This window comes from Cutibacterium nasicola (genome assembly GCF_052654715.2).
Genome location: NZ_CP199745.2, coordinates 2,071,914 through 2,095,044 on the forward strand (window position 1 = coordinate 2,071,914; position 23,131 = coordinate 2,095,044).

Genomic DNA, 23,131 nt, shown 5'->3' on the forward strand with positions numbered 1-23,131 from the left:
CAAGATCGCGAGCCGAAGCTGTTCGACCGCCATTCATCCAGCCGTCTCGCCGTCAGTGTCGATGACGACCCCGCCTAGCTCGCGCATGATGAGGTCAATAGGGCTTTCGGCGGACTCCTCCAACACGGTGTCGTCCCAATCCCCGTCGTCATCAGGCGGTTCTTCCATCTGGACCGGTTGCGACGTCGTCTCCAGGGACCGCACGCTTCCCTTGGCGCGCTCACTCCACCTAAGGGCGCCAGTCACGGGCCCCGATTCGACGACGTCATCGCGAACATCTCCGGACTGGTCCTCGGTCGTGGTGTCGGGGGCAGAGCCGTCCTCCCCTTGCTCGCTGGGATGGGAGCTGGTTCCCGGCGCCTCCCCAGGCGCGTCGTCAGAACTCGGCTGACGGTTGCCCTGTCGGCCCTGGGAATCCCGACCGGGACGGGTAGGGTCCGGCGGGCCATCGCCCCGATTCGGTCCTTGGCGGTGCGGCCCTTGCTCCCAGGGGCCATCATCGGGTGGTTCCTGAGCAACTGGCGGGACCTCCTGCAGATGGGCCTCGCCACGTTGCGGCTCGGGCCGGACGGCTGCCGGAGGCTCCCCGACGACTGCGGTGAAGGTCAAGTCCACACCCAATACCTTCACGACGGCGTCGTGCAAAATCTTCGGGTAATTACCGGAAGCGAAGTTTTCCCGGGCGCCCGTGTTGTTGAATCCCAACGTGGCTTGGTTACCGTGGACCTCGAGCACCTGAGCGTACCTGCTGAGGACCATCCATGCGACGCGCCCGCCATCCTTGACAGCCTCAAGTACCTGCGGCCACTCGCGACGCAGCATCGTGATGTCGATGGCGTTGTCAGCGCCACTTTCAGCCTGCTGGGGCTGAACTGGCGAGGAACCCTGGTGGTCGGCGAGTTGATGATCGGAGGGCTGATGGTCCTGCGCCTGAGGCTGCTGCTGACTAGGTGAGGGGCCAGTCTGCTGCTCTGGCCTCTGTGGCACCTGATTCTGCTGGCCTCGGTAGTGCTGCGGGGACGGCGGCTGATCCGTCGAGTGATTGCTGGGCCGGTAATCCTTACGGCTGGGTCGCGGACGCCCGGACTGACGCCTTCCAACCGCCGGGACGTCGCGGTGTTCCGGCTCGGACCGGCGCTCGGGGGTTGACGGGTTCTCCGCTTGTCGGTGCTGCGGAGAATCGTCCTGCAGCGACGTGTCCCGAGAGGCAGACTGGGCCGTGGTCTCGGCGGCTTCGGCAGTGTCGACGGGGCCAGAGACACCAATTCTCCGCTCCAACCGTTCCAACCGTGCATGGATGCCCCGACCATCGGTGTCGGCTCCCGGCAGCAGGATCCGCGAGCACATCAGCTCCAGGTGGAGCCTCGGGGCCGTGGTGCCTCGCATATGTGTCAGCCCCGTCGCCAGCACCTCAGCCGCGCGGGTGAGCTCGCCTGGGCCGAATCCGGCCACCTGATGGGTAAGTCGGGTGGCTTGCTCTGGTGACACGTCGATGAGTCCGCTCCGGCAGGCGTCGGGCACCGCGGAGATGATGACGAGGTCACGCATCCGCCGCAGCAGGTCCTCGCCGAAACGGCGGGGATCTTGACCCACCTCGATGACCTTGTCGATGGTCGCAAAGACCTGGTGGGCGTCCCCCGCGGCGAAAGCGTCGACGATCTCGTCGAGGAGAGCATCTGGGGTGTAGCCGAGTAGCGCCGCGGCTTGCTCGTAGCTGACATGGCCATCAGCGGCACCGCCGAGAAGCTGGTCAAGCACGGAAAGGCTGTCTCTCACGGACCCGCCGCCGGCGCGCACCACCAGCGGCAGGACGGCGTGGTCGACGTCGATGTCCTCCTTGCTGCACAGCCCAGCCAGATAATCGACGAGAACCTTCGGAGGCACCAGGCGGAACGGGTAATGGTGAGTCCGGGAGCGAATTGTCCCGATGACTTTTTCTGGTTCTGTCGTCGCAAAGATGAACTTAACGTGCGGCGGGGGCTCCTCAACGAGTTTCAGCAAGGCATTGAAGCCCTGCGGGGTGACCATGTGGGCCTCGTCGATGATGTAGATCTTGTAGCGCGAATGCACTGGGGCGAAAAAGGCGCGCTCCCTCAGGTCCCGAGCGTCATCCACGCCACCGTGAGAGGCCGCGTCAATCTCGATGACGTCAATGGATCCGGGGCCGCCGCAGGCCAGGTCGCGACAGGACTGACACTTTCCGCAAGGAGTCGGCGTCGGACCTTGTTCACAGTTCAGCGCTCGTGCAAGGATGCGAGCGGTGGTTGTCTTGCCACAGCCACGCGGTCCTGAGAACAGGTAGGCGTGATTGACACGATTGTTGGCGATGGCACGTTTGAGGGGCTCAATGACGTGGTCCTCACCGATGACCTCGTCGAAGACCTCGGGACGGTAACGCCGGTAGAGGGCCAGGGGAGGCTCTGGCAGATCGTCATCAACGATGGTCTCGGGGTCTTCCACCATGAGTTCCCGGACTCGCTCGTTGACGTCTACGCCATCCTCCTCATCCTCGTCGGTCTCGAGACCATCGGGTTCCTCAGGGGTCTCGGGACCGTCCAGCAACCCAGGGTCACGCGGGTCAGAGGGCAGGTCGTCGTCAGGGGTGGCTTCGTCAGGGGGCATGACGGGACGCGGCGACTCCTCGTCGCCGAAAAGATCGGGACCGTCTTGTTCGAAGGCCTCAGGCTCGACGGCCTCATCCTCCATGCCCGGCTCAGGCACCGTCTCATCCACAGGGGAAACCCTAGTTGACGACCACGACACAGCCTCATCGGTCCTGCGGGGAGGGCGCGAAACAGCCTCAGACAGCGACTCAACCAAAGAAGACCAGCACGAAACTCACCACTGCCACAACCGCAAAGGTGGTCCATGCGATCTGGACCGCAGAACGCACCGGGTGGCCGAGGCGCTTGGCTTTACGAGCGCATGACGTTGTCACCAGCGGGGGGATGAAGAAAGCTACGACGTCTATGCCGACGACTGTCCATGTGAGCCACATTGGCACCCCACTGTCGTGGAGTTGGGGGTAACCGAGATTGGCCGGAAGCATCGTCTGGGCCATCATTCCCAGGATGCCGGCGACGGCAAAGAGCAGCAGCGAGCACCAGGTGATGCCTGCCCATATCGAACCGGCACGATCGGTGGTGATGATGCGTCGCTGATCGTCCATGGCGACCCTCCTCCCGAGCCTTGATCGAAACCGTATGAGGCACGGCTGCCGCGGACATGAAAAGGGCTCCCCGCGCACCCGGTAGAGCCAACCTACCCTTGCTACCTCTCGGTCCTGGGGGAGTTCAGTCAGGTGCCGCCGCACGGGGAACCGAGTCCCACTCTAACCGACGCCCTATCCAGGGAACAACCCGTGGTAATGCTGCGCGCATCATCATCGGCTGCAACAACGCGTGGCTCGCCATAGCATTGCTGACACGTTTTCCACAGCAAGGGAGGCATGATGACGAGGATCGACGTGTGGCTATGGTCGGTGCGCGCTTACAAGTCCCGATCGTTGGCCACCGACGCCGTCAAAGGCGGCCATATTCGCCTCAATGGGGATCCAGTCAAGCCCTCCCACGACGTAAAACCCGGCGATACCGTCACCATTCACACCCCGGGATGGGACCGGGTTCTCAAGGTTGTCAACCCGATCGCCAAGCGGGTCGGCGCCAAACTCGCGGTCGAGGCCTACGAGGACCTGTCGGCTCCCCGACCCGCCTATCTGTCGGCTCCCCTTGCTCGCCGCGACCGTGGGGCTGGACGACCGACCAAGAAGGACCGTCGCGAGATTGATCGGCTCCGTGGTCGGGACTCCCATTACTAAGAGTCCATCGTCGGTCCCGGAGCACAACCCGCAGGCAAATTGGCGCCGCGCGCCGAACCCATGTATCTTACTCGGCGGAGGATTCGCCTAGAGGCCTATGGCGCTCGCTTGGAAAGCGGGTTGGGTTCACGCCCTCACGAGTTCGAATCTCGTATCCTCCGCGGTTAGCCCGCCCCTCGGTTCGCCAGGGGCGGGCTCGTTTTGTTTCGGGTTGGTGCGATGGGCGTGCGCACGGCCTGCTCGTCTTGGCTGGTGGTAATCTTTCGCCATCAGCTAAAGGACTTTTCGGATCAGCAAGGATCATGACGTGGTCGATTTCAGTATTTTCGGCGACTATCAGAATCCGGTGGAATTCAACTTCTCAACCGCCGAGGGGTTCTCGTCCCAGCTACGGTGGACTTCACAGCGGATAAATATCTTCCACGCGCGTACACCTCGTGTCGAATCCATTGCTGCAAGAGAATTCCGAGGTTTCTTCGCGACTGTCTTCGCGCAGAACATGCAGGTGTGCTCGGCGGATGCCGAGGCGTTGTCGGAGGCATTGACTGCCGCCGCTGACATAGTGGACTATCTTACCGAGCAGGCTCGACTCGAGAACGAGCGACGACAAAAGGTCCGCGACTTCGCGGCGCAGCATGACGATTTTGGCGATCATGTGCGGGATTTCTTCACAGGTGTGGATGTCCCGCCCAATCTCACGCCCGCCGAGCCTCCGCCGCCCCAGTTGCTCCGCCTGCCTTTGACACGCCAGCGTCAGCAAGATCGGTCGATCCGAGGCTCATCGGGTGGAGTATCTGCGGCGGACCCCAAGGATCTCACCAGTGCCGCACAGGTGTTGGGGGAAGCCGCAGCACAGGTACCCTCGGGATCAGTCCTGGCGGGCTGGTTCGACGACTTCACCTCCCAGTGCAAGTACGGCACCGTGGAGGTCGGGGATCTGTTCGTGCAGCTGGATCGGTGGCGGGGCCTCAATGACGGAGACGTCGAGTGGTTGCACGCGGTAGCCAAGGCGTTTCAAGCTGCTGGCTCTGGTGTTATTACTTTGCCTAACTCTGCCCTGCGAGCCGCCTTGAGAGCTGCTGGAACCCCTTTGTGGCGTACCGATCTCGACATCACATCCCCGGGGCTGTCGGGTATTGATCCGCGCACTGGGTACCTTGAGGATCCCATTAACTCGGCAACCGGGAATTTCATCGAGCCCGAGACCGATCTGGCCTTCGCGGCAGCGTCATCCCCCCTCGCCCTCAGCAGGATGTACAACTCTATCCAGGCTGTTCGGGGACAGGGTGGGGTTTTCGGCCCGGGGTGGGCCAGCATCCTTGACCAGTGCCTGCTCGTCAAGCCGGGGTGCGTCGAGTGGGTGCGTGAGGATGGCAGGCATATCGTCTTCGCGGTGGAGGCTGCACCGACAGCAGTCCTACCGACGACCAATCAGCTACCCAATCCGGCAGAGGAAGACGAAAAGCCTGTCGAACAGTGGCGAGCTCAGGGTGAGAATCTGTGGCTCAGTCGGGTCTCTGCTTCCCAACTTCCGGAGTTCCTTCGCGATCCGGCCACATCACAATGGGTGTGGGTGATCTCGGACAACCGGGGAGGTCGATGGGTTTTCACTGAAGGTGGCGCATGGGTGTGCAGCGGATCTTCGCAAAGAGACGTCGTGCATACCGTGCGGGAAGGCGATCGCGTGACCGCGATGGAAACGTCGTGGGGCTACAGGATCTCGGTGTCGTATGACGGCACCAAAGTGATGTCGGCTGTTTCCAGTGATGGCCGTCGCTGCCGGTACTCCTACGACGACCAAGAGCGACTCGTACAGGTGGTCAGGCCCGACGGTTCACGGCGTTACGAGTGGGATGACACGCTCATCACGACCGTGGTGGATGCATGTGGCAACGCGGAGTGCATCAACAGCTACGACGACCGGGGCCGGATCACGTCCCAACAAGCCGCTAACGGTCGTACTATCCGTTTCAGGTATCTGCCTGGGGGCGTCACCGCCGCCAGCGATGCGGATGGCACCAATGCCAATACCTGGATATGTGATGCTCACGGTCGCACCACGGGTGTGGTCGACGCCCATGGTGGCCAGGTTTCGATGGCCTACGATTCCTTCGGCAATATGGTGCGTTGTGTCGATCGGGCTGGAAACGTCACCTCACACCGCTATGACCAGCGGGGGCGACTGACGCACACGGACCTTCCTACTGGGGGCATGATCGACTGTTCGTGGGATGATCTGGACCGGCTTGTGAGCACAACCCTGGCCAATGGTGCCCAGACCACCTTCGAGTATGACGGCACCGAGCGTGATCCAGTGCGCGTCACGGATCCGTGCGGTGGCGTGACCGCTGCGGAGTGGAAGGATGGATTGCTTCTGCGCGCCACGAATCCTGTCGGGGTGAGCCTGAGGTTTTCCTATGACCATCATGCAGAATTGGTGCGCGTCGAGGATGCCCATGGGGAGGCTTCCCGCCTCATCCGTGACGAGGCGGGACGGATCGTCGAAACGATCTCGCCGGGTGGTGCCACGACGCGGTTCAGCTACGACGATGCTGGCCGCCTGGCTGCCGTGGTCACACCGGATGGCGCGACATGGGAGCATCGTTATGATGTGGCCGGTCATCTGATCGAGTTGGTTGCCCCCGATAGTGGGGTCACAAAGTGGGAGTATCACCCAGACGGTCAGATCTCCAGGGTCATTGATCCTCTCGGGCGCGTCATTGAACACTCCTACGACCACTTGGGGAACCTGGCGGGCATGCAGCTCCCCGACGGCAGCGCTTGGAGCTTCATCCATGACGCGCTATCGCGGTTGACGCAGGTGGTGGCACCGGACGAGGCCAGGTGGACGTATGCCTATGACGTTGATGGCAATCTTTCCGGCGTCACTGATCCAGCCGGTTTCGCCAGGGTCTTTATTGACGGTCTCACTGCCAGCACCGCCTCGGATAGTCACGGGCACCAACTCCACCGCGTCGATGCCGATCCCTACGGTCTTACTACTGCCGTCACCGATGTCACTGGCGCCCAGCAGATCGTCGCTCGTGATTTGTGTGGCCGACCGGTTGAGTTTCAGGACGAGTCTGGCGCGGTGACCCATGTGGAGCGCGATCTAGCGGGCCGCATTGTGGCCCTCGTCAGCCCCACCGGGCTGCGCACGAGTTACAGCTATGACGCGTGTGGGAGGATGGTTGATGTCACCGATCCCGCAGGCCGCGTGACGCGCTATTCCTACACCTCAGATTTCCAGGTGGCGACAGTAACTGATCCAACTGGCGAGACCGCGCGCTACGAGTATGACGCCATGGGACGTGTTGTGCTCAGTCATGTTCCTGGCGCTGGAGTGAGCCAGTACCGATATGACCCATGCGGCAGACTCGTGTTCAGTTGCGATCTAGTGTATGGACAGCGTCATTTCAGTTACGACCTTGCTGGCCAACTGGTGGCAGCGACTAACTCGGCTGGTGGCGTCTCGCAGTACGGCTACGACCGGTGTGGCCGACTCGTCACCCGCACCGATCCGGGTGGTGGCCTCACCACGTATCGGTATGACGAGTGTGGGCAGATAATCGCCGCCACCGACCCACTGGGGCGAATTACCGAATATACCTGGGACAAGTCCGGAGCCCTGGCCGCCATCACCCGCCCGGATGGCACGGTTGTCAGCCGTCGTCTCGGCCCTAAGGGCGTCGAGGAATACATTGATGACCAGCTGGTCAGTCGTATCCTCATCACGCCGACCACCCGCACGGTCACTATTGATGACTACACCGATCCTGCTTTCCCGTCGCGCCACCTGTTGGGGTACGACCCTCGTGGGCTGCTGTTGACCCACAGCGTCGTCCCCGTGCCGGGAGACGAATCGATTGTGGACGAGGGGCCACTCACCTCGTCCGAACAGTGGTGGTACGACGCCGAGGGGCGTCGGGTACGTCATCTCACGTTGACTGGTGATTCTATCGATTACGCATACACCAACACCGGTGTATTGGGGGTCGATTCGCCACTCTCGATTGGGTGAGGTGAGCTTGGAATGGGACGCGGTCGGTCGTCTCGCGAAGCTAGGCACTCCTCTGGATCAACAGCAGTGGGGGTATACTGGTGGTTTCGTCACTAGCCACACCTCCTCCCGCGGGTCCACGACCATCAGTCGCGACGAGATGGGCCGAGTACTCCGGGTGAGCGCACCATACGGGGATTTCCGGTACGGGTATGACGATTCCGGCTCGCTCACGTCCGCCGACGGCCTTGATGGATCGAGCCGCCGATGGGTTTATGACACGGCGGGACGGCTCGTCACCACGACGTGTCAGGACGCCGGCACCAGTCAAACCTGTCACTACAACTACGACCTCGCCGGCGAACTCGTCAGCACGGTGACGCAATTGGGGCCTGGTGACAGCACAGTAGAGACGCACTACCGATACGACCCATGCGGCCGACGAATCGAGGCTGCATCCTCGGCTGGGATGCGCGAGGAGTTCAGGTGGGATTCACGGGGCTGGCTGGCGGGAGTGATGACTTTCCGAGCAGGTCGCTCACAGGAATTTGCCACACATGTCGACGCTTTCGGATGCCTGACCGACGTGTCCGGTCCTGCCGGACGAACCCCGATTGCGTGGGATCTTGCGACCGGTGAACCTCAGCTAGTCCAGGTTGGCGGCATACCAGCACTGCCACTTCCCGACGGCAGTGTTCTGACACCAGTGAGCGCAGACAGCGATCAGGATGAGCCGTGGCGTCGCCCAGCCACCGATCCCCTCGACCCGTATACGTTGATCCAAGAACACCTGACGGCGGACATCAGTATGACGGGAGGTCATCTTGGTGTAGCTGGTTTGGCATGGATGGGAGCGCGCGTTTATGACTCCACCACGGCGAGTTTCCTGACCATTGACCCGCTTGCGGCGCCACCAGGATCCTTGTGGGAGGCCGCCAGCTACGGTTACGCCGCCACCAATCCCCTTGCGCTAGCCGATCCATTAGGCCTCAGACCCGTCACTGATGCCCAGATGCGCCAATTCGCTGGCACTATTGACACCCGAAACCTGTGGGACCGCCACATCCGCAACGTGTTCTCGTGGGAGACTCTCGGGGGTGTTAGTCTGGCTGCCCTCGGAGGAGTCCTGATGTGTTTTGGGGCTGAGGTGCCCGGGGCGATGCTGATCGGCGCCGGAGGCGACATGGTTTTCCAGCAAGTCGTACGCGGCCACGTCGACTATGGGGAGGTTGCCTTGTCCGGAGCGTTGGCACCTACGGGAGGCTCGGGACTCAGCGAAATCGCAGGTCTCGGAACTCGAACTCTCCTCACCCGCGGGATAGAAGCCGGCACGACCCAAGGCTACGTGATGGGCAACTACCACTGGGTAACATCACCCGGGCCCCACAACGCCGAAACCTACCTAGAGCAAGTAGGCGGAGAAACACTCAGCGGCGCCGCCTTCGGAGGCATCACCGCCAAGATGGGAGGAAAAGCATACGACGCCCTCCCAGACTCAATACCCACCGGACATTTTGGACCCCATAACACGATACTCCGCGTTGGTAAACAGCCCGAGACGTTCATTCGAAAATACCAAAGAAACGGCAAACTGGACTTCGGACAGGCAACCTCATTCCGTGGAGCCACATTCAAAAGCAAAATCGCCATAAAACCCATCACAACCTACCGTAGCTGGAGTAATCCAAACTACGAGGTCGGCGGCTACGTATCCCGGACACGACCAGCGGGACCCCTCCAAACCCAACTCGACCTAGCACTGGCCCCACAATGGGGCAACAAGGCTAACCACATCTCCGAATACGAGATACCACAATTCGCGCCATTCTACGAAGGTGCAGCCGGAGTGCAACCCGTCAAAGCCATCGAAGACTCAGACACCTTAGGCCAATTACCCGGAGGCGGAAACCAAATACTCATCATCGACAAGCAGGTACTAGACCGATGGAAATCCAAGAAGTAGAACGTCCCTTTCGAGAAATCGATATATCCCAAGTAGGACCCATTATTATAAACAGCTTGACACAGATAAATCTGGACACCGGATGCATAGGAAAGCCAGGAGACCTGTTTTTCTCTCCAATCAAGTATGACTATATTCCAAACACTCGACTTACGATAACGATGTCGGAGCCATTTATTCTAGATATAAAAAAGCCGCAATACGCAATACAAGCCGTTTGGTTCGTGCGGGTCTACGCCGCTGGTCCTATATCCCACTACGCCATGCATGAAGGACACAAGAGAAGCGAAATAACAGGAATCCACTACGTGGACATAGGGGATTATACAAAGCGGAGCCTCTTTAATGGCTGGTCGTGGGCGTTCAGTCATGAGCCTATAGAGCCTAGTTGGTGGCACCACCTCATTCCTGATAAATGGCTTTATTAGCATATAGTCGACACACTCAATGAAACAGTGCTGCTCTCTCACTGGATTGGTAACGCCGAAAGTGAAATGGTTTTCCAGCAGATTACACACGGCCACGTCGACTACGGAGAGGCTGTCTTATCGGGAGTCCTGGAACCCATCGCAGGCCCCATATCCGGCAAAATCGCAGGTCCCGGAACTCAAACTCTCCTCTCCCGCGGGATAGAAGCCGGCAACCCAAGGCTACGTGATGGGCAACTACCACTGGATAACATCACCCGGGCCCCACAACGCCGAAACCTACCTAGAGCAAGTAGGCGGAGAAACACTCAGCGGTGCCGCCTTCGGAGGCACCACCGCCACGATAGGAGGAAAAACATACGACACACTCCCAGACTCAATACCCACCGGACACTTCGGACCCCATAACACAACCCTTGGAGTTAGGAAAGAGCCAACAACCTTCCTCGCACGATACCACAGAAATGGCCAGTTAAACCTGAACGAGGCAACATCATTCCGTGGAGCCACATTCAAAAGCAAGATCGCCATAAAACCCATCACAACCTACCGTAGCTGGAGTAATCCAAACTACGAGGTCGGCGGCTACGTATCCCGGACACGACCAGCGGGACCCCTCCAAACCCAACTCGACCTAGCACTGGCCCCACAATGGGGCAACAAGGCTAACCACATCTCCGAATACGAGATACCACAATTCGCGCCATTCTACGAAGGTGCAGCCGGAGTGCAACCCGTCAAAGCCATCGAAGACTCAGACACCTTAGGCCAATTACCCGGAGGCGGAAACCAAATACTCATCACCGACAAGCAGGTGAAAAATCAATGGGAAACGAAGAAATAGAAGCACCGTACAGAATCATTAGCCTTTCAGAAATCGGACCGCTCGTTATAGGAAAATTGTCCGAAATTTACGTCGATTCTGAATGCATCGGAAGGCCAGGAGATCTGTCATTTAGGCCATCCAAATACGACTACATTCCGAATACACACCTGGAAATTCAGATGGTCGAGCCATTCCTCTTAAATATCCAAAAACCGATTTACGCAATACAGTCAGTAAAATTTGTGCGCATATACAAGCACTGAGACCATATCCTACACCCGCATAAATCATGTGGATGACACAAGCAGGATAACTGGATCAAACTATGTTGACATATTCGACTGCACGAATCGCACTATCCTCAATGATTGGTCGTGGGCCTTCAGCCACGAACCCGTCGTACCCAAGTGGTGGCACCACATCGTCCCCAAAACATGGCTACGTTAACAGTAAACCAAACATCAAACAGCGAAAGGAAGCTTCGCAAGCCGCGAGAAAAGCAAGATCCACCAAAAAATCGCAACAGGGCACGTCAACTACGCAGAGAATACCCTGCTAGATCCGCTATCACTGGTGGACGAACCCGAACCCTACTCACCTGCGGCATAGAAGCTGACACGACTCAACGATTCACCACAGGGAATTACCACAGACCACGCTGGGGCGAGCAACGCCCCGGTGCGCATCTATCTTGGATTGGGTTTCTCGTTAAACCCTGAAGTGTTCGTCGAATTTGCACTCCACGGGTCTCCGATGTAACGACCATCCTGCATATAAGGTTGGTTACCCCCGGAGCTCATCGATTCCCCATACTGGTGACCGTCCTGGCCCGGAGCCTGCCATTCTTGGGGCTGCGGTTGCCCATATCCCGGGTACTGAGTGGTCGCGGGAGCTCCGCCAGACTTCGCTCGCATCCTCTTCGCACGTCTCTTGTTACCAAAGTAGGAGGCAATACCCACGATGAGGCCAATGAGGCCCCCTCTGATGCCATGTCTCCCGTAGCCCCTCCAAAAAGACGAACCCGCCGCCGCACCGGCAGGTCGCTCGCTCACTGCCTTCAACCCCGATGTAGAGTCCTTGAAATCAGTCCACGTGACAGTATTGCCGTCAACACTGCTTGAACCCGAGTGGCTAATCACCTTACCAGGGAACGTTACCGAGACTTTAAAGTCACCTATCGTGCTTTTATCAAGCTCAACACCGTCGAAAAATTTCTTACCAATGGACAGTGACACCTTGTCCGCATCAAAAGTCAATCCCAATCCAACGCCCCGCGCGTCATCTGCAGTGGTGGTCACCGTGTATTTGCAGCCAATGTATTCCTCGTCCTCGACGAACTCAATTTTTGCGCCGCGTTGCTTGTCTGAGGCAGACACATCGAGCATCTTGTCGCAATCGGAGAAATCTGAGGGCTTCTTCCCTGCCTTCTCTACGTCTACTCTAGAGATACCGTAGACGAACGTGGAGCGGACGTGATCCTCGTCTCCAATCTCCATGCCATAGTTGAATTTCGCGGCACCCATGACGACAGGAGCAAGCAGAACCACCAAACAGCACCTCACCGGGCGCGGCAGATTGAACATAGCCCATATTATATCATGAACGGGAGACCTGTGCCTTCAGGTTTGAGCGTGGCGCTCACGGCTCAATCTGGCGAGCAGCGGGCATCAGTGATGGCAGTCTCATGACGTGCGAAGTAGCGATGACTCAGTTCCTCGACTGCACGGGGATATACCAACCGGCAGTCAAGGAGAATTCCTCGATATAGCACAATTCAAGATACCGCACAGAGCCTCGCACGGACTTGCGTCACATTTTGGCCGCAATCCCCCCAGCCGCTACGGAATCAGGTTCGGCCAGCTTCCCACAATCGCCACGGCTTCTCAGATCAATACCAACAACGATGCCCGTGGGAACCCTTCCCAAAAACCACAAACTTCATGTTTCGGCCGGCCTCGTTACGATCCACCAGCAACAATGGTGATCGGGCTCTCCTGCACCTGATAATTCCCGATCTCTGCACCGATGCTGCACGAAGCCGGATGCAGAGCACTCACGTCGTGGCCGTCCGGAGTGATGGACACTGCGCCCGAACAACGATCCGTGAGCCGAACGTTCTCCAACTTGCCTCCTGTGATGTCGGTGAGGATGCTCGTCGGATTTGAGTTGAAAGGCGTGGTGTAGATCGGCGTCATCTTATTTTCACCCGCCGGCCACGTTCCTAGAATCGTCACTGGTATCGCCGATCCTTCTTTGACTCGCGAAGGTATTTTGATCCTCATGGTCTGCAGCCGTTGCAAAGAGTACGAGGTCGAGGTGTCAGCGTCATCATTTAACGCCTTGTCGGTAGCTTGCTGCTGATCTTGGAGCCACGTCTGCAGGTTTTCCTGATTACTGATCGCGGCTTCCTTTGCCGAAAATTTCGCTGTGACCGTCACCGGCTCTTCCTGTGAAAGAGCCTCCAGCGTGATTGTCCACCCACATTTGGCGTCGATGGAAGTCAGGGCCGGGCTGTGTGACGCAACCTTGACAGTGTCGTCCCATGTTGCATCGGGGCATGAATGGGCTGAGCTGACCACCTCGAGCACATCTCCCCTCACGGGCTTCTTGATCGTGCGATAGGTGAGAGTGTACTTCACAGTCCCCTTGCTGACTGTCGCTGCTCGCGAAACATTCAGCCCAGACGGGTACGTTTGCATCGGCAACGAGGCGCTCAGTCCGTCAACCACTTTCGTCCCCTGCTTGTCGGCGTTTCCCGAGCCGCTGCCAGCCATCATCCATACGATGACCACTGCCGCGATGACGAGAATTACTGCGGCATAGATGATGATTCGGTGTATGCGGCTCGACCACCACGACTTCTCGGTCGCTTCTTCTACCGGCAGGTCATCAAGCGTCTCCCCATCTATCCCCGGACCGGCCTTGAGCACAGTGGCCGAGGCAGAAATACCAAGGGTGCGCAGATGCTCCAGATCGATGGGGGCTTGTCCATCGTCGAGCTTGGCGAGCGACTTCTCGTCACTCCCTGGAGTCGTCAGTGACGTCGCTTGCCGAAGCATGGTCATGGTATGGGGAGCCAATGTCCCCTCGGGCACAGCTAGCGGCGGCTGCCCCTCAACGTCGACAATGATGTCATCCACCAGGTTGACGACGTCATTGTCTGACAGGCGATCGACCGGATTCTTGGCGAGCATCCCTCTGACAAGGCCCCACACCTGGCCGTCTAGCCCCGGAATCACCGCCGGGGTGGAGTGCACATGGCGCTCAGCAACGGAGTACGGATTGTCATCGCCCGTGCCGAATGGCAACTGACCTGACACCATCTGGTAAAGCGTCACGCCCAAGGCATACACATCGGCACTCGGGCTCACCACATTGTCACTGATGAGTTCAGGCGCCAGGTAGTGCGCTGTTCCGACCAGGTGCGTAGCCGTCGATGACTCGCCAAGGATCTTCGCGATTCCGAAATCTGCAACCTTCACCCCAGGGTTCTGGATGCCGTCGGGATTGGTGAGAATGATGTTGTCCGGCTTGATGTCACGATGGACGACCCCACGCCCATGGGCGTAAGACAAGGCCTCAACCACCTGACGGGTCACCGCCAATGCAGCGCCGGGTGCCATTGATCCGGTCGTCACTAATCTGCCCCTGATGTGTGGGATGGCCCCTTGGCGGCCCAGTTCCGCGGTCAGGTGTGGCCTGAGACCCGGAGCGCTTTGGAGAAGGCGAAGGCTGAACTGGAGCAGCTGCGGGCAAACCTGCAGAAAATCGCAACGGACATTTTCACTGCTGGCGGCGGCCAGTAAGGATACTTTCACCCGGTGGCGAGATGATACGTCATCTCGCCACCATTCTCCGTACTATTGTCTCGTTTCTGTGCACAGTGATGCCACGCTATGCAACCGTCACATGGCGTCACGGTAAACTTTTCAAACTTTTGAGTGACGATTGTTACATCCGCGCCGTCCAGGGTTTGAGGCGCGGGATTATTTCCCAAACGTAGTGCGTCGGTAGTGTGAGGTTTCCGTGTCTGATACGAGTGATCTGGGTGACTACCAGAATCCTGTCACCTTCGACTTTGGGGTAGCGGCCGAATTCGCGACCAAGCTCCGCGCCGCTGCAGGCAAGGTGACCGTCTTCGACAGTGAACGTGGCCACGCCGAGTCTGTGGCGTCAACCGAATTCCGCGGGTTCTTCTCGCACCTGTTTCGACGGAACATGCAGGTGTGCTCGACGGACGCAGCCGAGTTCACACAGGCATTCAACCAGACCGCCATGGAGGTGGAGTACCTGGCTGAAGAGGCTCGCAAGGAGAACGCGCGACGGCAGCAAGTGCGTGACTACGTGACCGCCCACGCCGATGAGAACTGGTTCAAGCATGGACTGCATGCACTCGAAGACGCGGCTGCCGAAGCCGGACGCAAAGTAGAGCACCTCATGTTTGGGACTGGTGGTACTGCGCCTTTGCCGAAGCCAAATCCACCCGCTCCTCGGTGGGTGAACCCGCCTCAGACAGGCCAGCGCCACACCGATCAGGGGCTGCGTGGACCCTCGGGGGGTGTCTCGAGTGCGGTTCCGACGCACTTGACCAGTGGGGCCCGCCTCATTCATGGAGCAAATCGGGGGTTGCTGCCCGCGTCAGCCCTAGAAACTCTGTATGAACAGTTTTGCGCCAGTTGCCAGTATGGATCGTTGACGGTGGATGGCCTGTTCAGCCAGTACCAGCAATGGATAAGCCTCAACGATGCCGATGTCGCGTGGCTGGAGACCGTGGGGCGAGCGTTCGCCGCTGCTGGAGGCTCGGGAGCCGTGAAGCTAACCGATGTGGCTTTGGAGGCCGGTTTGAAGGCGGCCGGGGTAAGTGTGACTCGAGCGGATGTTCAGGTCTCCTCGCCAACCCTGGGTGGAATCGACCCTGCCACCGGGTACATCGAAGACCCAGTGAACTCGACGACCGGCAATTTCGTCCTCCCTGAGACAGATCTGGCGTATGGGGGACTGAGCCAGCGACTCGTGATGTCCCGGATGTACAACTCGACGCTGGCAGCCACCTACGATGGCTCTGCCCAGTGCGGGGTGCTGGGGCCTGGCTGGTCGACAATCCTGGATCAGCGCCTGCTCGTCGACGATGACCAGGCACGCTGGGTGCGTGATGATGGTCGCGAGATTGTGTTTTCTCTGACTCCTGGTAGCGCTGGCGAGGTCGCCGGAGCCAATGTCTGCCACGGCGACGAGAATGGGCCGTGGCGGGCAGTTCAGGACAATGTGTGGCTGTGGCGCAGCGACGCCGCCGATGTGGCTGTGGCTCAACCTGCAGGCGTGAGTGGGCCGGTGTGGATTGTCGGTAACAACGCCGGCGAGAAATGGGTCTTCACCGCTGCTGGCGCCTGGGTAGGTTCGGGCTCCGACACCAGTGATGGTGTTTGGGTTGAACGCCATGAGGGTGTGGCTGCCGCTTTGCATTCCGAGTGGGACCGATCAATAGATTTGCTCTACGAGCAGGGACGTCTGGTCAAGGCTGTGGCCAATGATGGTCGCAGCGTGGACTATGTCTATGACAACCATGGTCGATTGGTAGAGGCGACTCGCCCTGACGGGGTCTGCAGTTACCGATGGGATGGCTGGCTGCTGACCCAGGTCATCGATACATCTGGGGCGGCTCAATGCGTCAACACGTTTGATGACCTCGGGCGGATTCGCACCCAGCTGGATGCGACTGGACATCTGACACGGTTCACATACCTACCGGGTGGGGTGACGGTTGCCGATGACGGGCAGGGTCATCATTGCAATACCTGGATCAGTGATGGGCGGGGCCGTACCGTCGGAATCATTGATGCCGACGGGCAGCGCACCTCCATGCTGTATGACCGATACGGCAATCTTGTGGGGGCGACGGATCGGGCAGGCAAAGTGATCCGTCACGCCTACGATGAACGGGGCCATCGCACCCACACCACACTGCCCACAGGCGGGGTCATCGATTACACTTGGGATGAAGCTGATCGGCTGACCTCCGTCTCAAGCGGCGGTCAGTTGCGGGTGCGCCTCGGCTACGAGGGTAGCCACCCCACACCGGTACGTCTCGCTGATGCCCACGGCACCGTAATGACGATGACGTGGCGCCATGGTCTATTGAGAAGAGTCGTCGATGCTACGGGCACCAGCCTCGGTATCGACTATGACAAGTATGGCCAGGTCACGGCCATAACGAACGGGGTCGGCGCCACCTGGCACATCAGCCATGACCTGGCCGGATACGTCACCCAGATACTTACCCCACTGGGATATCGCACTCAGACAGCCCACGACCAGGCTGGACACCTGACCGAGCGTATCGCCCCCGATGGGGCATGCTGGTCTTACAGCTACGATGACGCCGGGCACCTCGAGACGGCCACAGCCCCCGATGGTGGGCGCACCTGCTACACGTGGGGTCCTGATGGCCAGATCACCACAATCACCGACCCCACCGGCGCCACGACCACCCTGTCGTATGACGAGGTCGGAGACCTGACAGGGATCGGACTGCCGGATGGGGCAGGGTGGGCATTCCTGCGCGACGCGATGGCGCGGTTGTGTGGGGTAACAGATCCTGCCGGGGGCACGTGGCGCGCTTCCTACACCGTCACCGGTGAGCTTGCCTCGCTGACCGACCCGACGGGGGCAAGTTTGCACGCCGCCACCACCGACCACCACACCCAGGTCACCAACGCGGCCGGTCGGGTGATCGCCTCCACTCAAGTCGACGACTACGGGCGTGTCGTCTCAGCCACTGATGTGTTCGGCGCCACCAGCCGCATCGACTACAACACTGCAGGCCTGCCTGCCGTGCTCACTGACTCTCTCGGTGCGGACATCCGGTTCGGCTACGACCGGGCCGGGCACCTAACAGCTGTCACGAGTCCCACCGGGTTGGAAGAGCAGTACTCTTATGACGAGGCTGGGCGTCTGGCGAGCACCACTGATCCGACCGGCGCGCTCACCTGCTACCGCTACGACGCAGATTCTCGCCTCGTTGAGGTGGTCGATCCAACCGGGGTGGCTACCACTTACACTTGGGATCCTGTCGGCCGTCTCGCCGAGACCCGAGTCGGCGGCCGCGTCACCTTCAGCGCCGACTATGACACCTGTGGACGGCCAATACGTACGTGGGATCCGGTTGCCGGAAAACGATCGTTCCGTTACGACCAGGCCGGACGGCTCATCAGCGCTGTTGATGCTGCTGGCCAGGTTCACCGCTACACCTGGGACAAGCGTGGTCGCCTCGTGACAGCAACCACCGGCACTGACGCTATCTCTACCTACCGGTACAACCAGCTCGACCAGATCATCGAATCCACCGATCCCGCTGGCGGAATCCATCGCTACACCTGGGACTCGGCCGGTCGCCTTGCCTCTCATACCGACCCTGCAGCCCCGCTTCATCACCTGATTGGCGTCGATGTACGCGGGCTGATCTGCGACCACACCACCACCGATGCCGAGGGCCAGGTCATCAGCCACCACCACTGGGACTGGGACCGTGAAGGTCGTCTGGTCCGGGCCGACGACACCCACACCAGCGTCTCGTATGCTTACCACGATGATGGACTGCCAGCCCGTATCACTCATTCCACACTGGGTACCGCGACGTTGACATGGGATGATGCAGGGCGCCTGACCGACATCACCACACCCGGCCACCACGACCACTGGGACCACGACAGCGGCCTGCTGTGCAGATACACCCATGATGGGCGCACGACCCGCATCACACGCGACGACCAGGGACGCGTAACCGGGCTGGATACGCCCGACGGCGTGTGGTCCTACAGCTACAACCAGGCGGGGTCACTGATGACAGCAATCGGGCCTCGCACCCATCACGCCTGGGCCCATGACGTCTACGGCCGGCTCACGAGCCACACCACTTCTGAAGGCGCTGCCCGGTGCGAAACGGTATTCAGCTGGGACGCTCACGGCCGTCTCATCGACACCCGCACCTGTGCACATGGCGACACCGCTACCACGCACTACGGCTACGACACGGCAGGATGACGCACCAGCGCCACAGGCGATAGCGGTGATCGACGATATTCCTGGGACACGAGGGGCTGGCTGTCCGGTGTCACCACCGACACCACCACCGTCTCAACCCACGTCGACGCACTCGGACATCCCAGCCGGGTCGCTACCCAGGACCAGCACGTGCATGTTGACTGGGACCTCGTCACCGGAGCTCCCACCTCCATTGATGGCCACCCCGTCTTGGCCCTGCCAGCAGGCCGCACCCTCGGCACCACACCCGTCGATGAGGTCGACCACTGGCGAGCCACCACACCCGTCAAGCCCCAAGACCCATACCAACCGGTCAGCGCCGCAATCGAGGGAGTCCCCGACACCATCAGACTCGCCGGGAACACTCTGGTCGTTGATGGCCATCCCTGGTGGGGAGCACGCCTCTACGACCCCGCCACCACCACCTTCCTGACCCCCGACCCAGAAACTCCGCCCGCCGGAGCGCTATGGGCCAACAATCCCTACGACTACGCCAACAACAACCCTCTTACCCTCACCGACCCTCTTGGCACCCACCCCGTCACAGATGACCAACTCGCAGGCCTCACCCACCCCGTGAGACACTGGTGGGCCACCCACAAACACCGCATCTTGTCCAAGCACTTCATCGGCGGAGCAATCCTCATCGGCATCGGTATCGGGTTGACGGCCACCGGCATCGGGGCTGGTACTGGATTCGCCCTCCTCGCAGCAGCATCCAGCGGCGCCTTGATCGGCGGAGGATCAACCATGGCCATCGAACAATATTCCACCGGCGACGTAAACTGGGCCGACGTGCGTAAACAAGCCGCTATTGGAGCTATCGCTGGTGCGGCGACCGCTGGTGCTGGAAATTTCGTCAATTCCCAAATGCTTAAACTGTCCGAAACAGCCAAAAGCGCGGTAACTCAATTCGGTAACATTGAGAAAATCAGCGATGCTGGTAATAGTCTTTGGGCTCAGCTCAATGGGGCATCAAAGATTCAGCGCGCGTTCAGCATGGCCGTCAATAAAGGTTGGGGTAAAGCCGTCTCGGAAAACATTTCCAATGAATTCATTGAAGATCTTGTGGCGCAACCACTAGGATCCGGCGTAGAATATATTTCTGATTCTGTCATCAACCACAAGAAGTTCACCGTGACCGGCCTCATGACAGCTAACACGGCAAGCGCTTTTTCGGCTCTTCTGCCGGGTTCTACACGGCTGGCTGTACGTCTCAGTGTTCCCACGCGAAGCACAGTGTCTACCGCCGCCCATCCTCAGCTTCACCGGTTCGCCCGGCATTTGGGGGAGGCGTCCCGCGAGGCAGCCTGGTCGGCAGCGGGCAACGTCACCAGAGACTGTCTGTCAAGCCTGATGGACCATGAAGACATTACCCCCAGTACCATTATTCAGAATGGCGCCGAAACAACTGGGGAGTCCATCAACGCCGGATTCTCCGGTGCACATGCCGAGAACTGGACCGTCCCCCACCTACACCACACAGGCCGATGAATATGAACGTCGAACCCCGCTACCTCGCAGCAGACATGGACAACCCACCCCTCCAATACGAGGAAAAAGGCATCTACGGCATCGCCCGCATGGAACGCCGCATGAGCCACAACCCACACCACCCCCGAGTCTTCTCCCTCGCCTACCTCATGCTCCCCGTATTCCTACCCCTGACAGCCGGCCTCACATGGTCATTCATTTCGATGCTGATCGACAACAGCGACGGCATCCGAGACAGCTTCTCCGGATGGGCCGTCGCAATCGGAGCCCTCACCGCAGCATACATACCCATATCCCAAGGACTCTGGCTCCACCCCGGAGTCGACCACGACAAAGTCTGGACCCGATTCGGACCCTTCCACCGCGAAATCCGATTCACCGACATCACCCGACTCGACATCGGCATAGAACACTACAAAATCTGGGCCGGAAAAACCAAAATTAACATCGGATACGACCGATTCGACTACGCCCTATTCCACATACGCCTCCTCGAAGAACTCCACCACCGCAAACTCCGACTCCCCGACGCCGACATCACCGACCCTGACTGGGAAGACCACGCCCAACAAAGACGCAACTTCCTCGCCGCCGACGTATGGCTCGACCACCGCGACTTCTACGACACCCACCCCCAACACCTCGCACAACTCAACACCCTCATCGGCCCACCCGACCACTACGATGACTAACAGATCTGTCACGCAGGAGGCGCCTTGCCTCGTACAAAAGGATGACCATGACCGCCGAACCCCTCACATTCTCCCAACCATGGGCCTCGCAGCCCTGGGGTCAGCCTGACACTTCCATGCCTGATGACACGTCGGCCCAGGATCCGGCCAGCCCCCAGCACCTGCGTCCCCCACGAAAATGGCTGAAGTGGGGACTCATCATCGCCGTCATCACCACGCCCTTCATGTGGCGCGTCATTGCCAAACCCATCAGTCACCCTATTCTCACAACCTGCTGTCAGTTAGCCGTCACGCTTCCCGGCTACATCATGATCTTCTACCGCCTGCTGTATCGGACCCACATCGATGACGACACCATCGCCGTTCACATCGGCATCTTCCGTCGCAAAGTCGACGCCCATCGCATCACGAAGCTGGCCATCACACCCAACTGCTACGTCATCACCGACGAATCGGGGCACCGGGTGCGTGTGAACCATCGAGCTCACGACGTCGACCGGGCAGTCCTCCACCTTCTGGTCACTCTCCACACCCGACCCATCGACCTTCCCGAAGGCTCCCCCGACCATCCCGATTGGCCCACCTGGGCCCAACACTGGCGCAACATCTTCGCGACCGCCATCTACGACAACCACACCAGCTACTACGCCACGCACCCTGACGCCTTGGCCCAGCTCAACACCCTCGTCCGACCACCGGCGCAAGGCTGGGCACACTGAGCTGAGGCAACCGGGGCCGCAGTGGCGATTCATTCGTCTCGCGCGCTGGCCTCGGTTGATGTCCGTGCCTTCTCAGTCGTCGTTTTTGTCGGCTGGCTGCCACCGCTCGACGCAGCTGTACCGTCACCTCCACAACGACCGCGCCGTGAACTACCGTAAGGGGCAGGGTCATGAGGAGGCGTCCATGAAACCGTCACGAGTCCGCTGGGATCAATTACCCGGCTCAGTTCACCACAGAGTCGCTGAAATCCTCGGGTCCCCAGTTTCCGTCGATACCCTCCAAACCCACGGCACCACCCCTGGGGTGGCATCGCGCGTCGTCACCGCTGACGGTTCCCACGCGTTCGTCAAGGTTGGTCACTGCGCCATCAATGAGGACATTCCCGGCCTCAACCGTCGCGAGGCCACCCTGCTGTCCCTGCTCCCCGACACTGCACCATCCCCGCGCCTACTCGGCCGCATCGACGTTGACGGCTGGGTAGGCCTGGTCACCTCAGACATCGAGGGCCCCCACCCCCAGCTTCCCTGGTCCGACGAGGACATCGACACCGCCTTGGCGAGCCTGTCCCGCTTGGCCGAGGTGACGGCTGGTTTCCTCCAGCCGTGGGAGTCGTTCTCGGCACGCCTGCACAACACACCATCTGTGTGGGAAGAATTCATGACCGACGCTCCAGCTGACCTCGACCCTTGGCTCATTGAGCGCCTGCCCGACCTCGCCGGGCGGGTCGAGCGACTCACCCGTCACACCAACGGCGACACCGTCATCCACGGTGCCGTCCGATCCGACAACGTGCTGCTACGCACTGACGGAGCAGTCCTCGTCGATTGGTCCCACGCTCTGATCGGCCCTGCGTGGGTCGATGCCGCTGGGCTCATCGTCGACATCATTCACACTGATCCCATCGACGCCCCGCGGTGGAATCGCGCCGATGCCCTCGTCAAACACGTCGCAGCCGAGTTCTCCCCGTCCACTCATGGCGAACCAGCCGTCGAACCCATCGTCGACCTTCTCGTCGCCGTCTTAGGGATCTCAGAGCGCGAATGCCGCAAGCCTGACCCCGCTGGAATGCCGCAACTTCGCGAATTCCAGCGCGAGCGGGCGAGCAGGCTGCGCGCCTGGTTGTGGGCCTCCGAACATCTCGCGTGATCGCC

General features: G+C 60.0%; 13 protein-coding genes, 1 tRNA gene, 1 other RNA gene and 4 pseudogenes. 11 read left to right on the forward strand and 8 right to left on the reverse strand.

Translation table 11 applies throughout. The features are described 5' to 3' along the window. Positions 1-33: 33 nt before the first annotated feature. The 3 genes from ACUCCZ_RS09860 to ffs form a co-directional block, all read right to left on the reverse strand. Positions 34-2,706, reverse strand: a complete 2,673-nt coding sequence (locus tag ACUCCZ_RS09860; RefSeq protein ID WP_435917405.1) for a DNA polymerase III subunit gamma and tau — start codon at positions 2,704-2,706, stop codon at positions 34-36. 106 nt (positions 2,707-2,812) lie between these two features. Then, positions 2,813-3,169, reverse strand: coding sequence for a hypothetical protein (locus ACUCCZ_RS09865; protein ID WP_435917346.1), 357 nt, complete (start codon positions 3,167-3,169; stop codon positions 2,813-2,815). A 58-nt stretch (positions 3,170-3,227) separates the two neighbouring features. Beyond that, positions 3,228-3,324, reverse strand: an RNA gene (ffs, locus tag ACUCCZ_RS09870) — signal recognition particle sRNA small type. Positions 3,325-3,451: 127 nt separating this feature from the next. On the opposite strand from ffs, the gene ACUCCZ_RS09875 reads away from it, so the two are divergent. Together ACUCCZ_RS09875 and ACUCCZ_RS09880 are read left to right on the forward strand one after the other, a co-directional pair. Then, positions 3,452-3,817 (forward strand): RNA-binding S4 domain-containing protein, encoded by a 366-nt coding sequence (locus tag ACUCCZ_RS09875; RefSeq protein WP_002549519.1) that lies wholly within the window; start codon positions 3,452-3,454, stop codon positions 3,815-3,817. A 76-nt stretch (positions 3,818-3,893) separates the two neighbouring features. Beyond that, positions 3,894-3,978: transfer RNA gene (locus ACUCCZ_RS09880), tRNA-Ser, on the forward strand. Positions 3,979-4,217: 239 nt separating this feature from the next. Here ACUCCZ_RS09880 and ACUCCZ_RS09885 read toward each other — a convergent pair. After that, the gene (locus ACUCCZ_RS09885) at positions 4,218-4,472 is read right to left on the reverse strand and encodes a hypothetical protein (RefSeq protein ID WP_042842900.1); all 255 of its coding nucleotides are present in this window, start codon (positions 4,470-4,472) and stop codon (positions 4,218-4,220) included. Positions 4,473-4,586: 114 nt separating this feature from the next. On the opposite strand from ACUCCZ_RS09885, the pseudogene ACUCCZ_RS09890 reads away from it, so the two are divergent. The 4 genes and pseudogenes from ACUCCZ_RS09890 to ACUCCZ_RS09905 all read left to right on the forward strand — a co-directional run bounded on the left by ACUCCZ_RS09890 (position 4,587) and on the right by ACUCCZ_RS09905 (position 11,481). Next, a pseudogene (locus ACUCCZ_RS09890) lies at positions 4,587-9,780 on the forward strand (DUF6531 domain-containing protein). After that, positions 9,762-10,208 (forward strand): hypothetical protein, encoded by a 447-nt coding sequence (locus ACUCCZ_RS09895; RefSeq protein ID WP_082863957.1) that lies wholly within the window; start codon positions 9,762-9,764, stop codon positions 10,206-10,208. Before ACUCCZ_RS09890 ends, ACUCCZ_RS09895 begins: the two are co-directional and overlap by 19 nt. 54 nt (positions 10,209-10,262) lie before the next feature. Next, positions 10,263-11,052, forward strand: a pseudogene (locus ACUCCZ_RS09900) (hypothetical protein); the annotation flags it as partial. Continuing rightward, positions 11,034-11,481 (forward strand): annotated as a pseudogene (locus ACUCCZ_RS09905) (hypothetical protein). The pseudogenes ACUCCZ_RS09900 and ACUCCZ_RS09905, both read left to right, overlap by 19 nt. Positions 11,482-11,720: 239 nt before the next feature. Here the strand turns inward: ACUCCZ_RS09905 and ACUCCZ_RS09910 are convergent. From ACUCCZ_RS09910 to ACUCCZ_RS09920, 3 genes and pseudogenes are all read right to left on the reverse strand, one after another. Then, entirely contained in the window at positions 11,721-12,617 is an 897-nt protein-coding gene (locus tag ACUCCZ_RS09910) for an LppM family (lipo)protein (protein WP_435933267.1), read from the reverse strand. 375 nt (positions 12,618-12,992) lie between these two features. After that, positions 12,993-13,733 carry a hypothetical protein gene (locus ACUCCZ_RS09915; RefSeq protein WP_260320468.1) on the reverse strand — a complete coding sequence of 247 codons (741 nt, stop codon included), beginning with the start codon at positions 13,731-13,733 and terminating at the stop codon, positions 12,993-12,995. Between the two features lie 507 nt (positions 13,734-14,240). Beyond that, positions 14,241-14,657, reverse strand: a pseudogene (locus ACUCCZ_RS09920) (serine/threonine-protein kinase); the annotation flags it as partial. Positions 14,658-15,060: 403 nt separating this feature from the next. Between ACUCCZ_RS09920 and ACUCCZ_RS09925 the strand changes: the two are divergent. Continuing rightward, positions 15,061-19,074, forward strand: a complete 4,014-nt coding sequence (locus ACUCCZ_RS09925) for a DUF6531 domain-containing protein (protein ID WP_435917348.1) — start codon at positions 15,061-15,063, stop codon at positions 19,072-19,074. A gap of 93 nt (positions 19,075-19,167) precedes the next feature. On the opposite strand, the gene ACUCCZ_RS09930 is transcribed toward ACUCCZ_RS09925, so the two are convergent. Next, on the reverse strand, positions 19,168-19,458 hold the full coding sequence (locus tag ACUCCZ_RS09930; protein WP_435917408.1) for a hypothetical protein: 291 nt from the start codon (positions 19,456-19,458) through the stop codon (positions 19,168-19,170). On the opposite strand from ACUCCZ_RS09930, the gene ACUCCZ_RS09935 reads away from it, so the two are divergent. The 4 genes from ACUCCZ_RS09935 (at position 19,441) to ACUCCZ_RS09950 (ending at position 23,126) form a co-directional block, all read left to right on the forward strand. Next, entirely contained in the window at positions 19,441-20,568 is a 1,128-nt protein-coding gene (locus ACUCCZ_RS09935; protein ID WP_435917406.1) for an RHS repeat-associated core domain-containing protein, read from the forward strand. The genes ACUCCZ_RS09930 and ACUCCZ_RS09935 overlap by 18 nt on opposite strands. 2 nt (positions 20,569-20,570) lie before the next feature. Next, on the forward strand, positions 20,571-21,260 hold the full coding sequence (locus ACUCCZ_RS09940; RefSeq protein WP_435917349.1) for a hypothetical protein: 690 nt from the start codon (positions 20,571-20,573) through the stop codon (positions 21,258-21,260). A 116-nt stretch (positions 21,261-21,376) separates the two neighbouring features. Continuing rightward, complete coding sequence (locus ACUCCZ_RS09945; RefSeq protein ID WP_435917350.1) at positions 21,377-21,979, forward strand: hypothetical protein; 603 nt, start codon at positions 21,377-21,379, stop codon at positions 21,977-21,979. Positions 21,980-22,163: 184 nt separating this feature from the next. After that, positions 22,164-23,126: a phosphotransferase gene (locus ACUCCZ_RS09950; RefSeq protein WP_435917351.1), complete on the forward strand. Its 963-nt coding sequence runs from the start codon at positions 22,164-22,166 to the stop codon at positions 23,124-23,126. The last annotated feature ends 5 nt before the right edge of the window (positions 23,127-23,131 follow it).

Bases quoted from the DNA above. Each gene is read 5' to 3' on its own strand.
- ACUCCZ_RS09860 (WP_435917405.1), bottom strand. From the start codon at position 2,706: ATGGAGGATGAGGCCGTCGAGCCTGAGGCCTTCGAACAAGACGGTCCC.
- ACUCCZ_RS09865 (WP_435917346.1), bottom strand. From the start codon at position 3,169: ATGGACGATCAGCGACGCATCATCACCACCGATCGTGCCGGTTCGATA.
- ACUCCZ_RS09875 (WP_002549519.1), top strand. From the start codon at position 3,452: ATGACGAGGATCGACGTGTGGCTATGGTCGGTGCGCGCTTACAAGTCC.
- ACUCCZ_RS09885 (WP_042842900.1), bottom strand. From the start codon at position 4,472: ATGATCGCCAAAATCGTCATGCTGCGCCGCGAAGTCGCGGACCTTTTG.
- ACUCCZ_RS09895 (WP_082863957.1), top strand. From the start codon at position 9,762: ATGGAAATCCAAGAAGTAGAACGTCCCTTTCGAGAAATCGATATATCC.
- ACUCCZ_RS09910 (WP_435933267.1), bottom strand. From the start codon at position 12,617: ATGTTCAATCTGCCGCGCCCGGTGAGGTGCTGTTTGGTGGTTCTGCTT.
- ACUCCZ_RS09915 (WP_260320468.1), bottom strand. From the start codon at position 13,733: ATGCAAACGTACCCGTCTGGGCTGAATGTTTCGCGAGCAGCGACAGTC.
- ACUCCZ_RS09930 (WP_435917408.1), bottom strand. From the start codon at position 19,458: ATGGCCATCAACGACCAGAGTGTTCCCGGCGAGTCTGATGGTGTCGGG.
- ACUCCZ_RS09940 (WP_435917349.1), top strand. From the start codon at position 20,571: ATGAACGTCGAACCCCGCTACCTCGCAGCAGACATGGACAACCCACCC.
- ACUCCZ_RS09945 (WP_435917350.1), top strand. From the start codon at position 21,377: ATGCCTGATGACACGTCGGCCCAGGATCCGGCCAGCCCCCAGCACCTG.
- ACUCCZ_RS09950 (WP_435917351.1), top strand. From the start codon at position 22,164: ATGAAACCGTCACGAGTCCGCTGGGATCAATTACCCGGCTCAGTTCAC.